This is a genomic window from Microcoleus sp. B3-D2, from assembly GCF_036705345.1.
In the GTDB taxonomy this organism is placed as follows: Bacteria; Cyanobacteriota; Cyanobacteriia; order Cyanobacteriales; family Microcoleaceae; genus Microcoleus.
Window position 1 is genome coordinate 92,352 of the sequence record NZ_JAUBUG010000014.1, and the last position, 14,343, is coordinate 106,694.

Annotated in this window: 12 protein-coding genes and 1 pseudogene; 7 read left to right on the forward strand and 6 right to left on the reverse strand. The window is 43.4% G+C overall.

Annotated features, from left to right (window positions below):
• Positions 1 to 241: 241 nt before the first annotated feature.
• Complete coding sequence (pilM, locus tag QUB14_RS08165; protein WP_333041255.1) at positions 242 to 1,336, reverse strand: type IV pilus assembly protein PilM; 1,095 nt, start codon at positions 1,334 to 1,336, stop codon at positions 242 to 244.
• Between the two features lie 172 nt (positions 1,337 to 1,508).
• Here pilM and QUB14_RS08170 point away from each other — a divergent pair, with 172 nt between their 5' ends.
• From QUB14_RS08170 to QUB14_RS08180, 3 genes are all read left to right on the forward strand, one after another.
• A complete protein-coding gene (locus QUB14_RS08170; protein WP_333220943.1) occupies positions 1,509 to 1,727 on the forward strand; it encodes a hypothetical protein in 219 nt (72 codons plus the stop codon).
• Entirely contained in the window at positions 1,717 to 3,000 is a 1,284-nt protein-coding gene (locus QUB14_RS08175) for a sugar ABC transporter substrate-binding protein (protein ID WP_333220945.1), read from the forward strand. Before QUB14_RS08170 ends, QUB14_RS08175 begins: the two co-directional genes overlap by 11 nt.
• 392 nt (positions 3,001 to 3,392) lie before the next feature.
• Positions 3,393 to 3,968, forward strand: a complete 576-nt coding sequence (locus tag QUB14_RS08180) for a Uma2 family endonuclease (RefSeq protein ID WP_333220947.1) — start codon at positions 3,393 to 3,395, stop codon at positions 3,966 to 3,968.
• A 5-nt stretch (positions 3,969 to 3,973) separates the two neighbouring features.
• Here the strand turns inward: QUB14_RS08180 and QUB14_RS08185 are convergent, their stop codons facing one another.
• Positions 3,974 to 5,239 (reverse strand): folylpolyglutamate synthase/dihydrofolate synthase family protein, encoded by a 1,266-nt coding sequence (locus tag QUB14_RS08185; protein WP_333220949.1) that lies wholly within the window; start codon positions 5,237 to 5,239, stop codon positions 3,974 to 3,976.
• A 78-nt stretch (positions 5,240 to 5,317) separates the two neighbouring features.
• Here QUB14_RS08185 and QUB14_RS08190 point away from each other — a divergent pair, with 78 nt between their 5' ends.
• On the forward strand, positions 5,318 to 6,298 hold the full coding sequence (locus QUB14_RS08190; protein ID WP_333220951.1) for a DNA cytosine methyltransferase: 981 nt from the start codon (positions 5,318 to 5,320) through the stop codon (positions 6,296 to 6,298).
• A gap of 146 nt (positions 6,299 to 6,444) precedes the next feature.
• Here QUB14_RS08190 and QUB14_RS08195 read toward each other — a convergent pair whose 3' ends face one another.
• The 4 genes and pseudogenes from QUB14_RS08195 to rsmI all read right to left on the reverse strand — a co-directional run bounded on the left by QUB14_RS08195 (position 6,445) and on the right by rsmI (position 10,583).
• On the reverse strand, positions 6,445 to 7,458 hold the full coding sequence (locus QUB14_RS08195) for an HNH endonuclease family protein (protein WP_333220965.1): 1,014 nt from the start codon (positions 7,456 to 7,458) through the stop codon (positions 6,445 to 6,447).
• Positions 7,459 to 7,470: 12 nt separating this feature from the next.
• Positions 7,471 to 8,145, reverse strand: a pseudogene (locus QUB14_RS28725) (DUF262 domain-containing protein); the annotation flags it as partial.
• A gap of 255 nt (positions 8,146 to 8,400) precedes the next feature.
• Positions 8,401 to 9,618 carry a glycosyltransferase gene (locus QUB14_RS08210; RefSeq protein WP_333220955.1) on the reverse strand — a complete coding sequence of 406 codons (1,218 nt, stop codon included), beginning with the start codon at positions 9,616 to 9,618 and terminating at the stop codon, positions 8,401 to 8,403.
• Positions 9,619 to 9,701: 83 nt separating this feature from the next.
• Entirely contained in the window at positions 9,702 to 10,583 is an 882-nt protein-coding gene (gene rsmI, locus QUB14_RS08215; RefSeq protein ID WP_333220957.1) for a 16S rRNA (cytidine(1402)-2'-O)-methyltransferase, read from the reverse strand.
• A gap of 84 nt (positions 10,584 to 10,667) precedes the next feature.
• Here rsmI and QUB14_RS08220 point away from each other — a divergent pair, with 84 nt between their 5' ends.
• The 3 genes from QUB14_RS08220 (at position 10,668) to QUB14_RS08230 (ending at position 13,859) form a co-directional block, all read left to right on the forward strand.
• The gene (locus tag QUB14_RS08220; protein WP_333220959.1) at positions 10,668 to 11,525 is read left to right on the forward strand and encodes a PfkB family carbohydrate kinase; all 858 of its coding nucleotides are present in this window, start codon (positions 10,668 to 10,670) and stop codon (positions 11,523 to 11,525) included.
• A gap of 232 nt (positions 11,526 to 11,757) precedes the next feature.
• Entirely contained in the window at positions 11,758 to 12,882 is a 1,125-nt protein-coding gene (locus QUB14_RS08225; protein ID WP_333220961.1) for a cupin-like domain-containing protein, read from the forward strand.
• Between the two features lie 98 nt (positions 12,883 to 12,980).
• Positions 12,981 to 13,859, forward strand: a complete 879-nt coding sequence (locus QUB14_RS08230; RefSeq protein WP_333220963.1) for an inositol monophosphatase family protein — start codon at positions 12,981 to 12,983, stop codon at positions 13,857 to 13,859.
• Positions 13,860 to 14,343: the final 484 nt, after the last annotated feature.

Sequence of the window (14,343 nt, forward strand, 5' to 3'; positions counted from 1 at the left end):
TTTAGATTTTAGACAGAACCCAAGATTGCTGGTACAAGTGAAGGATTTATTTAGGGAAGAAAGAAACAACTTTCTGCCTTCTACTGAAGGAAGGGGCTGCTTCTACCTCAGATATATTCTACCTTTTACCTTCTACCTTCTACCTCCAATATTCTACCTTCTGCTTTCTGCCTTCTTCTTTTGGAAGGGGTTTTTACCTAAAATTCTCAAATCGGTTTTTCTCTCATCTAAAACTGTTAGTTCACATAACCTCCCTCAGTCCTAAACCTAGGGCGACTCCTAAACCTGCTCGCTGTTCTGGGGTAATTTCTTGGCTGATTTCGAGTCCTAGGGTTTCGATGGGATCGACTTGAGATGCGGGCAAGCTTAATCTTTGCATAAAAAATTCGTCGAGTTTGCCGATCGCAGCCCCTGGACCCGCTAGCAACAGTTGCGCTACTTCGAGTTCTTCGCTCTGGTTGAGGTAAAAGTCTACTGAACGGCGCAGTTCGTCTGCTAGTTCTCCCAATACTTTTATCATCGCATTTGTGCCCGGATTGGCGTCTCCCGATGCCCCCATTGTATCTGTGACTGGCAGGGTCATGCCTTGCAGTTCGCTGGTGTCTCTGGTTGGCGGCAGGTTCATGGCTTGGTTGAGGGCGGTCTGGATTTGGTAGGTGCCGATCGGGATGGTACGGTTGAACTGAGGTATACCGTCCACTACTATAGCTAACTCGGTACTGTCAAATTCTATGGCGGTCAGGACGGCGGCTTCTTGGGAGGAAAATTGTTGCAGTTGGTCTTTGAGGGTACGGATCAGGGCAAAGCTGGTTACTTCTAGTACGTCTATAATCAGTCCGGCTTCTTTGAAGGTTTCGATGTATGTGTCGGTAACTTCTCTGCGGGTTGCTACTAACACGACTTGCACTTTTTCTACGCCGTCGTCATCTACAAAAAGGCCTATTTTTTGATAGTCTACGTCGGCGTCTTCTCTGGGAAACGGCAAGTACAGTCCTGCTTCTGCGTTCATGTAATCCCGCAGTTCTTCTTCGTTGAGTTCTGCGGGAACAGGGATTAAGCGGATGACAGCTTCGCGGCCGGGAATGGCTGTGGCTACTCGCTTGGCTTTGATTTTGTTTTCGGCGAGGACGGCGCGTATGAGTTCTGCCATTCCAGGCGGATCGACTATTTGTCCTTCTTGTACTATGTCTTCTGGAACTTCTATTGAGGCTAGGGTGGCTAATTTTAATGTCTGAGCTTTCTTTTCGAGCTGAATGATGTTGATGCGGTCTGGGGCTATTTCGATCCCGATTCCTGGCTGGCGTTGGGAAAGTAGACCTTTGAAAAAGTTAACCATGTGATTGGGTCGCTGGTAATTGCTGTTTTTTTATTTTGTAGTTGGCCAGCCTGATTCAGCGCGCCCGGTGTTGGAGGGTTGGTTTCCAACTGCCGAAAGAGTGCTGTAATCTGGGTATCCCGCCGTAGCTGCGCAGATCCGTCTGTGTTGCGCGATAGCTAGTTCCGATTTTATGCTATCCAATTTACTTGACAATAGCTATTCTGCTGCGAATGTCAATAAATTCCAGCTCGATCGACCGAAAACCTGCCGATTCTGCACAAAAACCGACTCTCTCGCTCCTGGGCCCAGGTACAAAACTCTCTTACTGACTCGATCGCGCTTGATTCGGGCGATCGCTTTTTTGTCTGACGGTTCCCATAACTCTCAAATTTTATTCTATGAAACGTAAATCTTGGCAACTGTTTGCTGTTTTTGGACTGGTGGGGCTGCTGCTGGCTGCGGTGGTGAGTTGCAGCAAGCCGGCTGTTAATTCCCAGGCAAATAATACGCAGGCAATCGAGTTCTGGACTATGCAGCTTCAACCTCAGTTTACTGAGTATTTCAACAAGACGATCGCCGGTTTTGAAGCGGAAAATCCGGGCGTGAAGGTGCGTTGGGTGGACGTTCCTTGGTCGGCGATGGAAAGCAAGATTTTGGGGGCGGTTTCGGCGAAAACTGCGCCGGATGTGGTGAACCTAAATCCCGATTTTGCTTCGCTGTTGGCGGGACGCAATGCTTGGCTGGATTTGGATTCTCGGATTCCGCAGCAAGTTCGATCGACCTATCTCCCAAATATCTGGAAAGCTAGTATGCTCGACGGCAAGAGTTTTGGCATTCCTTGGTATCTCACAACTGGGGTGACAATTTACAATACGGAGTTGTTGAAGAAGGCTGGAATTGCTAAGCCTCCTGCTACTTATGCCGAGTTGGCAACTGTTGCCAAGCAGGTGAAGGAAAAGACTGGTAAGTTTGCTTTTTTTGTGACTTTTGTGCCGGAAGATTCGGCGGAAGTTTTGCAATCTTTCGTGCAGATGGGTGTGCCTTTGGTTGACGCTAAAGGCAAGGCGGCTTTTAATACTGCTAAGGGCAAAGCTGTTTTTCAGTATTGGGTGGATTTGTACAAGGGCGGACTTTTGCCGCAGGATGTTTTGGTGCAGGGACATCGCAGGGCGATCGAGCTTTATCAAGCTGGAGAAACAACTTTTTTAGCTTCGGGGCCTCAGTTTTTGAAGGCGATTGCTGAGAATGCGCCGAGTATTGGTGCTGTTTCGGCTGCTGCGCCTCAAATTACGGGGGAAACAGGCAAGAAGACTGTGGCGGTGATGAATTTGGTTGTGCCCCGCGACAGCAAGCGCCCTGATGATGCTGTCAAGTTTGCTCTATACGTCACTAATTCTCAAAATCAGTTGGCTTTTGCTAAGGCTGCTAATGTTTTGCCTTCTACGGTTGAGGCTTTGCAGGACGATTATTTTAAGAACGTTGCGACTGATGCTCCTGCAGCCGATCGAGCTCGGGTTGTTAGTGCTTCTGGGTTGAGTTCCGCCGAGCTATTGATTCCGCCTCTCAAGGATGTTAAGAAGCTGCAAAAGGCGATTTATGACAATTTGCAGGCGGCAATGTTGGATGAGAAGTCGGTAGACCAAGCTGTTTCTGATGCGGCTAAGGCTTGGGATCAAAGGTAGTTTTTTATTGAAGCTGGGGCGGGATTTTTTTTGATCTCGCCCCTTGCTTTTTTTTGCTACTTGACGTATTCTTAAATAATGGGAATCTGTGCCGCCATATATAAGCAGATATCAGCTTTTAACTTCTTATCGAATGATGAAATTACCGCGTCTTCACAAGGCGGAGTCGGAGGAGAACTCTGGATAAGTAAATCTCGACTATTTTAGAGGTAAATGTTTGTTGATAAGAAAGCTCGCTCATCTCAGAAACCGAGTTTCTTTATCCCGTGCGATCGCCTTTCTCAATTCAGCTTGATGGATGATTTGTAGAAATATAGCCTGAATTAATAAAATATTCATAAATTTGACTCGTGTTAAAATCAAAGCTCAGATCGGAATAGGAGAAAATTCTTATGCCAGCGATGACACTCAAAGATTTAAACCAAGTTCAAACCCTCTTTTCCGAAGCGGGTTTAGATTACAAAATTGAACTAGAAGACGGGAGACTTTCAATTGTGGGGCCATCAGACATCGTATCCAGTGAAATCAGTAGCCGTCTCATCGCCTTTCTTTTCGCTTGGATAAATCCCCGTCGCTTGGGGAGAGTCTTTGACTCCGCAGGCGGTTTCATCATGCCGGATACGAATGTCAAAGCACCGGATGTTTCTTTTGTGCGAGCCGCCCGCTTGCGCCAAAGTCCGCGTTATTTTGGAGAACTTGTCCCCGATTTGGTGGTTGAGATTAAATCTCAGAGCGATCGCATTAAGCTTATAGAAACCAAGGTTTTGAAGTTTATAGAACTGGGTGCCATCGTCGGAATTATGATCGATCCTGATGAAGAAACAGTGACTATTTATCGCTCTACAGGTGAACCGACTGTTTTAGGAAATGGCGATATCTTAACAGTAGCAGAACTTTTTCCCGGTTGGGAATTGCCCGTTTCGGAATTGTGGCCTCCTATCTTTACTGAGGAAGAAACACAATTCTGATGCGTTTAAGCTTGGGATTGTTGTTGTTGCAGAAAATAGCCGACGAGATAAAGCGAACCGCAAAGGATTGTTAGGTTGTCACCTGTAACAGCAGCATCTAAGGCCGTTGTTAAGTCGGGGAAAGCTTGACAGAGAGTTAATTCGGGGCAGATAATTTGAGCGATGGCGGCTAATTCTGCGGGGGATGATGAGTTTTGATCGGGTACGGGAACTAGGTAAAGTCGATCGCCATTTTTGAGTAATGCTTTCAAAATATCGTCGCAGTCTTTAGTCGCAAGAATGCCGATTACCCAGTTAATCGGTGACGGGTGATTGTTCAGGCGATCGACATATTCACGCAGGGCGATAGCGGCGGCGGGGTTGTGGGCGCCGTCAATTAATATATTGCGGTTTTTCCAAGTTGTCTGCTGGAGTCTTCCGGGCCATTGGGTTTTGGCGATACCGTTTTCGATGGCGGTTGGGGAAATTTGCCATCCTTGGTTTTGGAGAGTTTGCAAAGTTGCGATCGCAATTGCTGAATTCATTAGTTGAATTTTTCCCAGCAGCGGCAATTGATATTTTATTTTAACCGCATTTTGATTTAACTGATATTCTGCGAATCCTTGTCCTAAATCTATTGCTGGTTTTACCCAAGTTGCCGGACAGTCTAATTCTTGAATGCGTTTTTCTACTACTATTCTAGCTGATTCTGGCAATTCTCCGATAACTGCCGGACATTTTGCTTTAAGAATTCCCGCTTTTTCCCCAGCAATATCTGCCACGGTGGGGCCGAGTATTTGCCAGTGTTCAAGACTGATAGAAGTAATGACGCTAGCGAGAGGTTTTTCGCAAACGTTAGTCGCGTCTAATCTACCGCCCAATCCAGTTTCTATGACTGCAATATCTATTTCTTGTTCAGCAAAATACAGCCAAGCTGCGGCGGTGATTATTTCAAATTGAGTGGGAGTTTCGGTGTTGTTTTCGGTGGCGGCGACAACTCGTTCTAGACACTGTTGCAATTCTGTTGGGGAAATCGGTTTTTGGTTGATGCAAATTCTTTCTGTCCAATCGATTAGGTGCGGGGATGTGTAGCGCCCGACTCGATAGCCTGCTTCTGTTAGTACGGAAGAGAGATAAGCGCAAACGGAACCTTTGCCATTGGTGCCGGCAATGTGGATAATGGGTACTTGTTGGTGGGGGTTGTCTAGTTTTTGGAGAAGTTGGTGAATTCTTTCTAAGCCGAGATGGACGCCGAAATGTTGGTAAGATTGAAGGATGGATTCTGCATTCATTGAGGATTATTGGATTTTTTTACGAACCGCGAAGGCGCGAAGGGCGCGAAGGAAGAGAGGAGGTAGATGTCGATTGGTATGAATATTATTTCTCTGTTTTCGGGTTGTGGCGGGTTAGATTTGGGTTTTCGCTTAGCTGGCTTTAATCCGGTTTGGGCGAATGAATATGATAAGTCTATTTGGGATACGTATAATTTCAATCATCCTGAAACTATTTTAGATCGCAGAGATATCAGAACAATCAAATCTGATGAAATTCCCAACTGTATTGGGATAATCGGCGGCCCTCCTTGTCAAAGTTGGAGTGCGGCCGGCGCTAAACGGGGGATTGATGACAGTCGGGGTCAACTTTTCTGGGAGTATATCAGAATTGTCCGCGACAAGCAGCCTTTGTTCTTTTTAGCTGAGAATGTCAGCGGAATCTTAGCTCCCAGAAACAAGGATGCTTTCGCTTATATATTATCGCAGTTTGAGGACATCGGATATCGGATTTCGTACAAGCTGTTGAATGCTAAAAATTTTGGTGTTCCGCAAGATAGGCAAAGGGTGATTGTTGTTGGTTATCGTGAAAATCTGGGTTTGGGTTTTGAGTTTCCCGAACCTGGAACCGATGTTTTCACGCTGAAAGATGCAATTTTTGATTTGCAGGCCGCGCCACTGTCAGTTAAGGCTAAATTAGATAATTCTCACGATTCTGTCCCAAATCACGAATGTGCGGATTTGGGGTTTTCCAGCCTTTATATGTCGCGGAATCGAGTTAGAAGTTGGTCAGAACCTTCGTTTACAATTCAGGCAAGCGGCAGACACGCACCTCTCCATCCTCAAGCTAGTAAAATGATTTTGGTTGGCAAAGATAAGCGCATTTTTGACCCCAATTCGCCTCAGCCTTACCGTCGGCTTTCTGTGCGAGAGTGCGCGAGAGTTCAGACTTTCCCGGATGAGTTTATTTTTAAGTATAAGTATATTGCTGATGGATACAAAATGGTCGGCAATGCTGTTCCTGTGAATTTAGCAAGAGTTTTGGCAAGTAAAATTTTTGCCGATATTTCGACCTTATGAAATTAACATCCTTTTTAGTTTTACCCTTGAGAATCTTTGGTAAAGTTGTAACGATTGTCGATTTTAGCTGTAATTCTAATCGCGGGGCTCAAATGCGACCATTAGTGTCAACCTAAGACTAAAATCTTTGATAAATATCGACATCCCTATCGCGGCCAAACTTGGATTGCTATGTCGGCTAGCTTCTGAGCACGTTCTTTGATTGCCTGAGCATTCCAAATTGTTATCTGCTGGAAGTATTTATTCAGGGAAACATTAGATTCTAGGTAAAGGGATTTCTTTTCATCAAAGGGTTTGTTTCCAATTTCTGTATTGTACCCTGTTAAGGTAAGATTTCCCAAAGTATGTAAAAACTGCTTGTGTACCTCAGCAGAATTTGCACCTAGCATGGATTTCCAATGGGAGTTTAATGTTTGGGGCATAATGTGTTCTATGCTTAGATTTTGCTTATTTAGCTGCTCCTTGCTAAGTGAATCAGTTAAACTTTCCAGGATAAGTTTAACTCGGTCGTTAGAACCCTTCGAGGCATAGACAGGAGTATTGAGAATGCCTTTGCGAAACTCTTCATCTGAAGGCCAGATTTGGGTTTTTTCGTATCCACCCAGAACTTGTCGCAGTTTCTCCGCCAAATCATCAGGATTGTCTTTCGTGACTTCACGGTACAAATTATTAAATACATTGCCTAAACTTCTTGTGGAAACCTTAGCAAACCAACGACGCACAAAATAAGATTCTAAGTAACGTAGAATTTTTTCAAAGTTTTCCAGAGAAAGTTTCTTCTGCTCATAGTCATAATAAACGTTGAGGAGAAAAATATGACAAGTAGTGAAGTCTAAACGGCGCAATCGCTTGAACCAACTTTCCAGACTCACTTGAGGCTCATTGTTATCAAACTTTAAGCATTGGTAGTAATTAGCAAATTGGACAACTTCTTCCAACTTAAGTTCACTGTCATTTTTGGCACGATCAAAACGATCTTTAATTTCTTTATAAACTTCTTTTTCGCCAACAGATTTCCCGTCTTTACGCAAATAAAACCAAAATGCAGTAGTCAGCTCACTCGCATATTCTTTTGAGGCCATATTAGCCTTGAACTTATCTTGAAGAGGCAACCATGTATTCTTGTATATCTCTTCTCGTCTCTCATGAGGCAATTGCATGAAAATATAGTTGCGAACTAAGTCAGCTTGGGTTAATTCTTGTCCCTTATAGTTTAAGCTTTCAAAAATAAGATAAGGGTTGTCTTTATCATCAGAAGTGATATTGACTAGAATTAAGCGCTCTAAAATAACAGCCTTAAATTTGGCTATATCGAGTGTAAAATCTTCATCTTTATTAGGCTTTTTAAGTTGCTTTTTAAAAAACGTATAAGAGGCATATATCTGATCTTTTTTTGTTGAGCCTTCTTTTTTTTGTTTTTTATCTTGGAGAATACTTTGGTAAGCTTCTCTATCTTCTTGAGTAGGCAAAATTTTATAAAACTCTTCGTTTTTTTTATATTGGTTGGTTAAATAGAGAGTGTATAATTATTGAGCAGGTTCTTTCTTTTTTTCTGTTATTAAATGATCCCGCATAGCAGCTAATAGAATAGTGAGAGTAATCAGACGTTGCTGCCCATCAATTACCAGATAAGGAGATATGCCATCTGCTGTTCCAGCTATTGATTGAGTGACAATAGCTCCTAAAAAATACGAACCTTCTACTTCATCATTATAAAGTTTCATCAAATCTTCCCAGAGAGTCTCCCATTTCTCTTCTGTCCAGGAATAAGGTCGTTGAAAAAGGGGGATTTGAAATTGCTTAGTACCTTCTAATAAATTGCGTAGACTGGTTTCTGATGCTTTCATGTTTATACTGAATATAAGTACACATTTAGTTTACAACTTCTAGTGTATCAGTATAAACATAGAAAATGTTAATTATTGTTAATAGAAGCAGGGTAAGCTGGGTGATACTAAATTCGGTTTACAAACCTGAAGCAGACTGGGCTTTTAATCCGCGACTAAACAAGTGAGATACACGTTGGTAATGGGTAATTGGTAATGGTAAAAGGGTCTTTTAACGCAGATTTTGCATAAATCCTGTTAATTAATTTCCAATTATCATAAAAATTTTGTTAACTGACCTAGATTGTGCTGAATAGCATTTGTCCCGCGAATATGAGACAAGGGAGAACCTCCGTACAAAAAGCTGTTTAAGCTAACTTGATAATTTTGTTGAACTGCTAAATCTAGCCACAAATTGTTAATCGCATCTCCGGGCTTGTAGTCGGGAATGTTGTGCTGATAGTAAGGAAAACTGTCTATACAAGTATTGAAAAAGTTCTTGCGCCCGCAATGCTTTAAATACTGATATCGCGGTTTGAATTCTGTTTGATTTTCCAATACTGTATAAATAGTATCTGCGAGAGATTCCGGGTCAAATTTGGAGTAAAGACCCGCACCTTCGGGGAAAACGGGCGAGTTTCCTCTGGCGTATTGGTTGAATTCTTCAAAACAAATTACTGGTAGGTTGCAACTCATGGCTTCGGTAATTCCCCGGTTTTTTCCTTCTAGGAGGGAACCCAGGACGAATGCTTGTGCTCGCGAATAATATGTGGGGATTTCGCTGTAGTAGTCAACTCTCGGCACTAAGTTAATGTAGTCGGAGGGATTGGTTAAAATTGTCTCGACTTCTTGCCATTCTTTTAATGCGTACTGGTCGAGAGTTTTCAGGTTGCTAGCATCAAATTCGTGGCCGGTGACTACTGTTAATTTTATCGGTTTTTGCGGATATTTTTGGCGGTAAACTTTTAAGGCTTTGGCTATGATTGGCAAATTTTTTTCTTCGGAAATTCGGGCCACAGCTAGCAAGTCGATGTCTTTGGCGGGGACGTTGCGCGGGGAAATTAAGTATTCGTTGATGAAGTCGGTGTCTTGTAGGGGTATAATTGGTTTGTGGGCGCGATCGGGATAAGTTTCGCGAAACCATTTATCCCGCTGCGGGTTTTTGTATAAACTGGAGTAGGCGTCAGCTATGGGGGCCCAGGAGTAGGAGATTCCGGGGGAATAGGCGAAGGATAAAAATACTGAGGAAAGTTGGGGAAATAGTTTGTTGATGAGTTCGACTGCTTCGCTGAAGTAAATTCCTTTGATGAAACGCCCTTCGTAAAACAGCGGGGGAAGTAAGACGTAGAAACTGACGGTATCAAAGCGGTGAGGTTGGTCTTCAAATATCTCCCAGCTAAAGGCGTCTAAGTCTGCATAAATTTCGGCGATTGGTTTGTTGATGTGGGGGTTGCGTAAATATGGTTTTTGTCGATCGTAGTTTCCGCGTACCATATAATTCTGAGTGTGAGTATCTAGCTTTTTTTATTTAACCGCAGAGGCCGCAGAGGGCGCAGAGGAGAAGAGAAGAGAGATATTCACAAGTCATCTAAGGGTGGTTCTAGTGATTCATTGTCGCCAATTGTGAGGGCTAGTTGGTAGATTTGGCGGCGGGGGAGGGATGTTTGTTGCGCTAGCTGGCGACTGGCTTGGGAACGACTTATGCCTTCGGCAATTAATGTTTGCAATTCTGCTTTGATGGCGTCTTCGGAAAATATTGGGGCTGCTGTTTGGATGCCGGCAATTACGAGGGTAAATTCTCCATGGGGTTCGCGATTGGTGTAAAGCTCGATCGCACTTTCCATACTACCACGCCAAAACTCTTCGTGCATTTTAGTTAACTCTCTCGCCAGCACAATCTGTCTGTCGCTTCCCAAAGTATTTGCTAAATCTTGTAAAGTTTGCCGCAATCGGTGCGGAGATTCGTATAATATTATAGTGCGGGATTCTATTTGCAAAGCTTCTAAACTTTGTTGTCGTTCTTGACCTTTCACGGGTAAGAAACCTTCAAATACAAATCTTTCTGTGGGTAATCCTGATGCAGTTATGCCAACAATGCAGGCGGTCGGGCCGGGAATCGGAATAATGTTAATATTAGCATCGGCGCAAGCTTTGACCAACTCGTATCCGGGGTCAGAAATTCCCGGCATTCCGGCATCGGTGACGAGGGCGATATCTTTGCCTAAATGCAGTTTGTCGATGAGTTCGGGAAGTCGCTGGTGTTGGTTGTGTTCGTGATAGCTGATTTGGGACGTTTGGATTTGAAAGTGGTGCAAAAGTTTGCCGGTATGGCGGGTATCTTCGGCGGCGATGAAGTCTACTGTTTGCAAGATTCGGATGCCGCGAAATGTCATGTCTTCGAGGTTGCCGATCGGGGTTCCTACGATGTAAAGTGTTCCTGTATTGGGATTTGGCTGCATTTTGATATTTTGAAGTTTTTAACCGCAGATGGGACACGGGCGGGACGCCCATGCCACACGCCCATGCCACATATTTAAGAAGATATGAAAACCGGATTGTTTTTGGGATTGGCAACTTTAGATTTAGTTTATTTGGCCGATAAGCCTCCGCGTGAAAATCAGAAAGTTGTTGCTTCTGATTCTACCATTGCTGCGGGCGGGCCGGCGGCGAATGCGGCGGTGACTTTTAGCTATTTGGGGAATGCGGCGGTATGGGCTGGCGTTTTGGGCACTCACGCGATCGCCCAATTAATTCGTGCAGACTTAGCGGAGTATAATGTCAGGATAATTGATTTGGAACCCGGGCGATCGCACTCGCCGCCAGTTTCCTCGATTATTGTAACTGAAGCAACGGGCGATCGATCGGTAATTTCCATCAATGCTACGAAATCGCAAGTTGACAGTCAAACAATTAACCAGGATATTTTAACATCCGTTAATATTGTACTGGTGGACGGACATCAAATCGCAGCCAGCAAAGAAATTGCTCAACTTGCCAAGTCAAAAAACATTCCCATTGTCCTCGACGGTGGCAGTTGGAAACCCGGATTAGAAGAAATCTTACCTTTTATTGAATGGGCGGTATGTTCGGATAACTTTCATCCGCCAGACTGCGACAATTCAGAACAAGTCTTTGCTTACCTCTCAGCAGCCGGAATTTCCCATATTGCCATCACTCGCGGCGAAAAATCAATTTTATACCTCAGCAATGGCATTTACGGCACTATAGAATTACCTCAAATTCAAGCCACAGACACTTTAGGCGCTGGCGACATTTTTCACGGGGCTTTCTGTCACTACATTTTGCAAAATAACTTTACCGATACTCTCACCGCAGCGGCTAAAATCGCTTCCCATTCCTGCAAAAACTTCGGAACCCGCGCCTGGATGAATAAGGGTTAATTTAAATTTAAAATTAACCAAACTATCCGGTTAAAACCCCTCAAAGCTAGAAAACTTGAACTAACAACACTTGTTGAGTTAAAATCCTGACAGCAACCTCGACAAAATTTGTGAACTTCCCTCTTCTCTTTCTTCGCGCCCTTAGCGCCTTCGCGGTTCGTTAACAAAATTGCTATATTAGTAAGACAAGTTAAAGTCACACAAAACACTTCCAAAACAACATACCCGAATCATGCCTGACGCCCAACCCCTAACTATCACCCTTCCCCCTTTGCGGATTACCCTAACAGAACAACAGCAAGTTAACCTAGAATGGCTGACACAAAACTTGCCCAATCTACTCACCCCAAGCAAACAAGAACTTCCCGACAATATGAAACAGTGGGTGGCGGCTAACAAATTATTAAATCAACCCGATGCAGAAATCATTCAAGCACTAATAAATACCGGCATAGATGCGGAAACAGCCACCGCAGAAGTTAGGGAAATATCATCTCATCCCTACTTTCAAGCAGGTAGTCAGTACGTGCAGTTATTGCAGAAATTAGAATCGCATCTCAGGATTAGCAATCAATTAGCTGCATTGTCTTCCAAGTTTGGCACAATCGAACGCAAAAGCAGCCTTTCTAGAGAGTATTTTCTCGAAAATTACTACGCCAAAAATACTCCCGTAATTATTACCAATATTATGCACAACTGGAAAGCGTTGCAGTTGTGGACGCCGGAGTATTTGCAGCAAAAATATGGCGATGCAGAGGTACAAATTCAAGCTAACCGCAATTCCGACCCGAATTACGAAATTAAGATAGAAAATCACAAAAAAATTGTTTTGTTCCGCAAATATGTAGAGATGGTGGTCAAGGGCGGGCCTAGCAACGACTACTACATGGTTGCTAACAACCAAACTCTGGAAAGAGAGGAATTTAAACCCCTATTCGATGACATTGAAATTTTCCCAGAATACCTAAATCCAACGGACACAAAAGGCAGAGTTTTCTTTTGGTTCGGCCCGAAAGGCACGATTACACCGCTGCACCATGACCCAGTTAATTTAATTTTAGCTCAAGTGTCTGGTCGCAAACTAATTAAATTGATTTCTCCGCAACAAACACCTCTGCTTTACAATCATGTCGGAGTTTTCAGTAAGGTGGACGGCGAAAATCCCGATTATGACAAATACCCGCTTTACAGAGATGCAAAAATTATTGAAGTGATTTTGGAACCGGGAGAAGCTATCTTTATTCCTGTCGGTTGGTGGCACCATGTAAAATCATTGGAGGTTAGTATTTCGGTTTCGTTTACTAATTTTGTGTTTCCCAATTATTATGAATGGAAATATCCTCATATTAATTGGTAATTGCTAATGTATTGTTCCCAGGGGCGGGCACAGGGACACCGCCCCTACAGAAATCTGCGTTAATCGGCGTTCATCTGCGGTTCACAAAAAAGAAATTCATGAAAACTCTCGAAGAAATCAGCGAAATTGCCCGATCGATCGCCTGGAGTGCATCAGATATCCTACAATCCTATTATCGCCAGGATTCCAACACTCCTAACCTCGACATCCAAGAAAAAAAAGATGGCCCCGTCACCGCCGCCGATGTCGCTGTCAATTCTTACATTCTCGACGAATTGCAGTCGGCTTTAGGGAATGCAGAATTTGGCTATCTCAGCGAAGAAACTTACAAATCTTATTTAGAAACTTATGGTAAAGTTCCCTTACCTCAAAGTTGGGTTTGGATTATTGACCCTTTGGATGGAACGCGAGATTTTATTGACAGGACAGGTGAATTTGCCGTTCACATTGCTTTAGCATTCGAGGGGAGACCAGTATTGGCAGTTGTGGCTTGGCCCCAACAGCAAAAGATTTATTACGCGGTGCAAAATGCTGGTGCTTTTATGGAAAGTCGGGACGGTTTTGCGGTAAAGTTGCAAGTTTCGGCGCGAAATATAGTGGCAGATTTATCTATAGTAACTAGCCGCAGTCACCGGGGCGATCGCTTTAATCAATTGTTACAAAAACTGCCTTGTCAAAATCAACTAGCTGTCGGCAGTATTGGCTGTAAAATTGCGACAATTGTCGAACAAAAGGCTGATGTTTATATTGCGCTTTCGGGAAAGTCTGCACCGAAAGATTGGGATTTAGCGGCACCGGAATTAATTTTGACTGAAGCGGGCGGTCAATTTACTCGTTTTGACGGTTCTACTTTGCAATATAACCGGGGAGATGTGAGTCAGTGGGGGGGATTGTTGGCGAGTAACGGTTGCTGTCACGCTGCTTTATGCGGGCAAGCCGAGCAGATTTTAGCGGGGATAGATGGGGGTTTGAAGTAATCAAAAGTTTAGTAGGGTGCGTTAGAAGACGGTATTTTTTGCACGACTAATTGCTTACGCACCCTAAAGTATGTATCAAAATTGCTGACTTTGAAATTTCTGTACAATTGCACTTACGTTTCACAAATATTTGTAGTAAATTAATCTCGCATTCGTTGCAGTAATAATACTTAAGTATTTTCCCCATTTTTACCAAAAATTTAATTAACTAAGTATTTTTTAAGAAAAATTTACATATTTTCTGTAAAAAAACTGTTATTTTTAGGACACAAGATGACCCCTCACCGGGTTTTTACGGAGAAAGGGTGTGTCTGTATAAATAAAAATTGATAGATGGTTTCGGACGCCCGTCACGAAATAGCGGAATTTTTGTATTTTTTTGAAACCCCAGTCAGGTGGATTATGCCCCAATACGGTTCAGTTAAGGGCTATGCAGTGCTTAAAACAATAAATACAGGAGGATTCATTATGATTCCAGTACCTC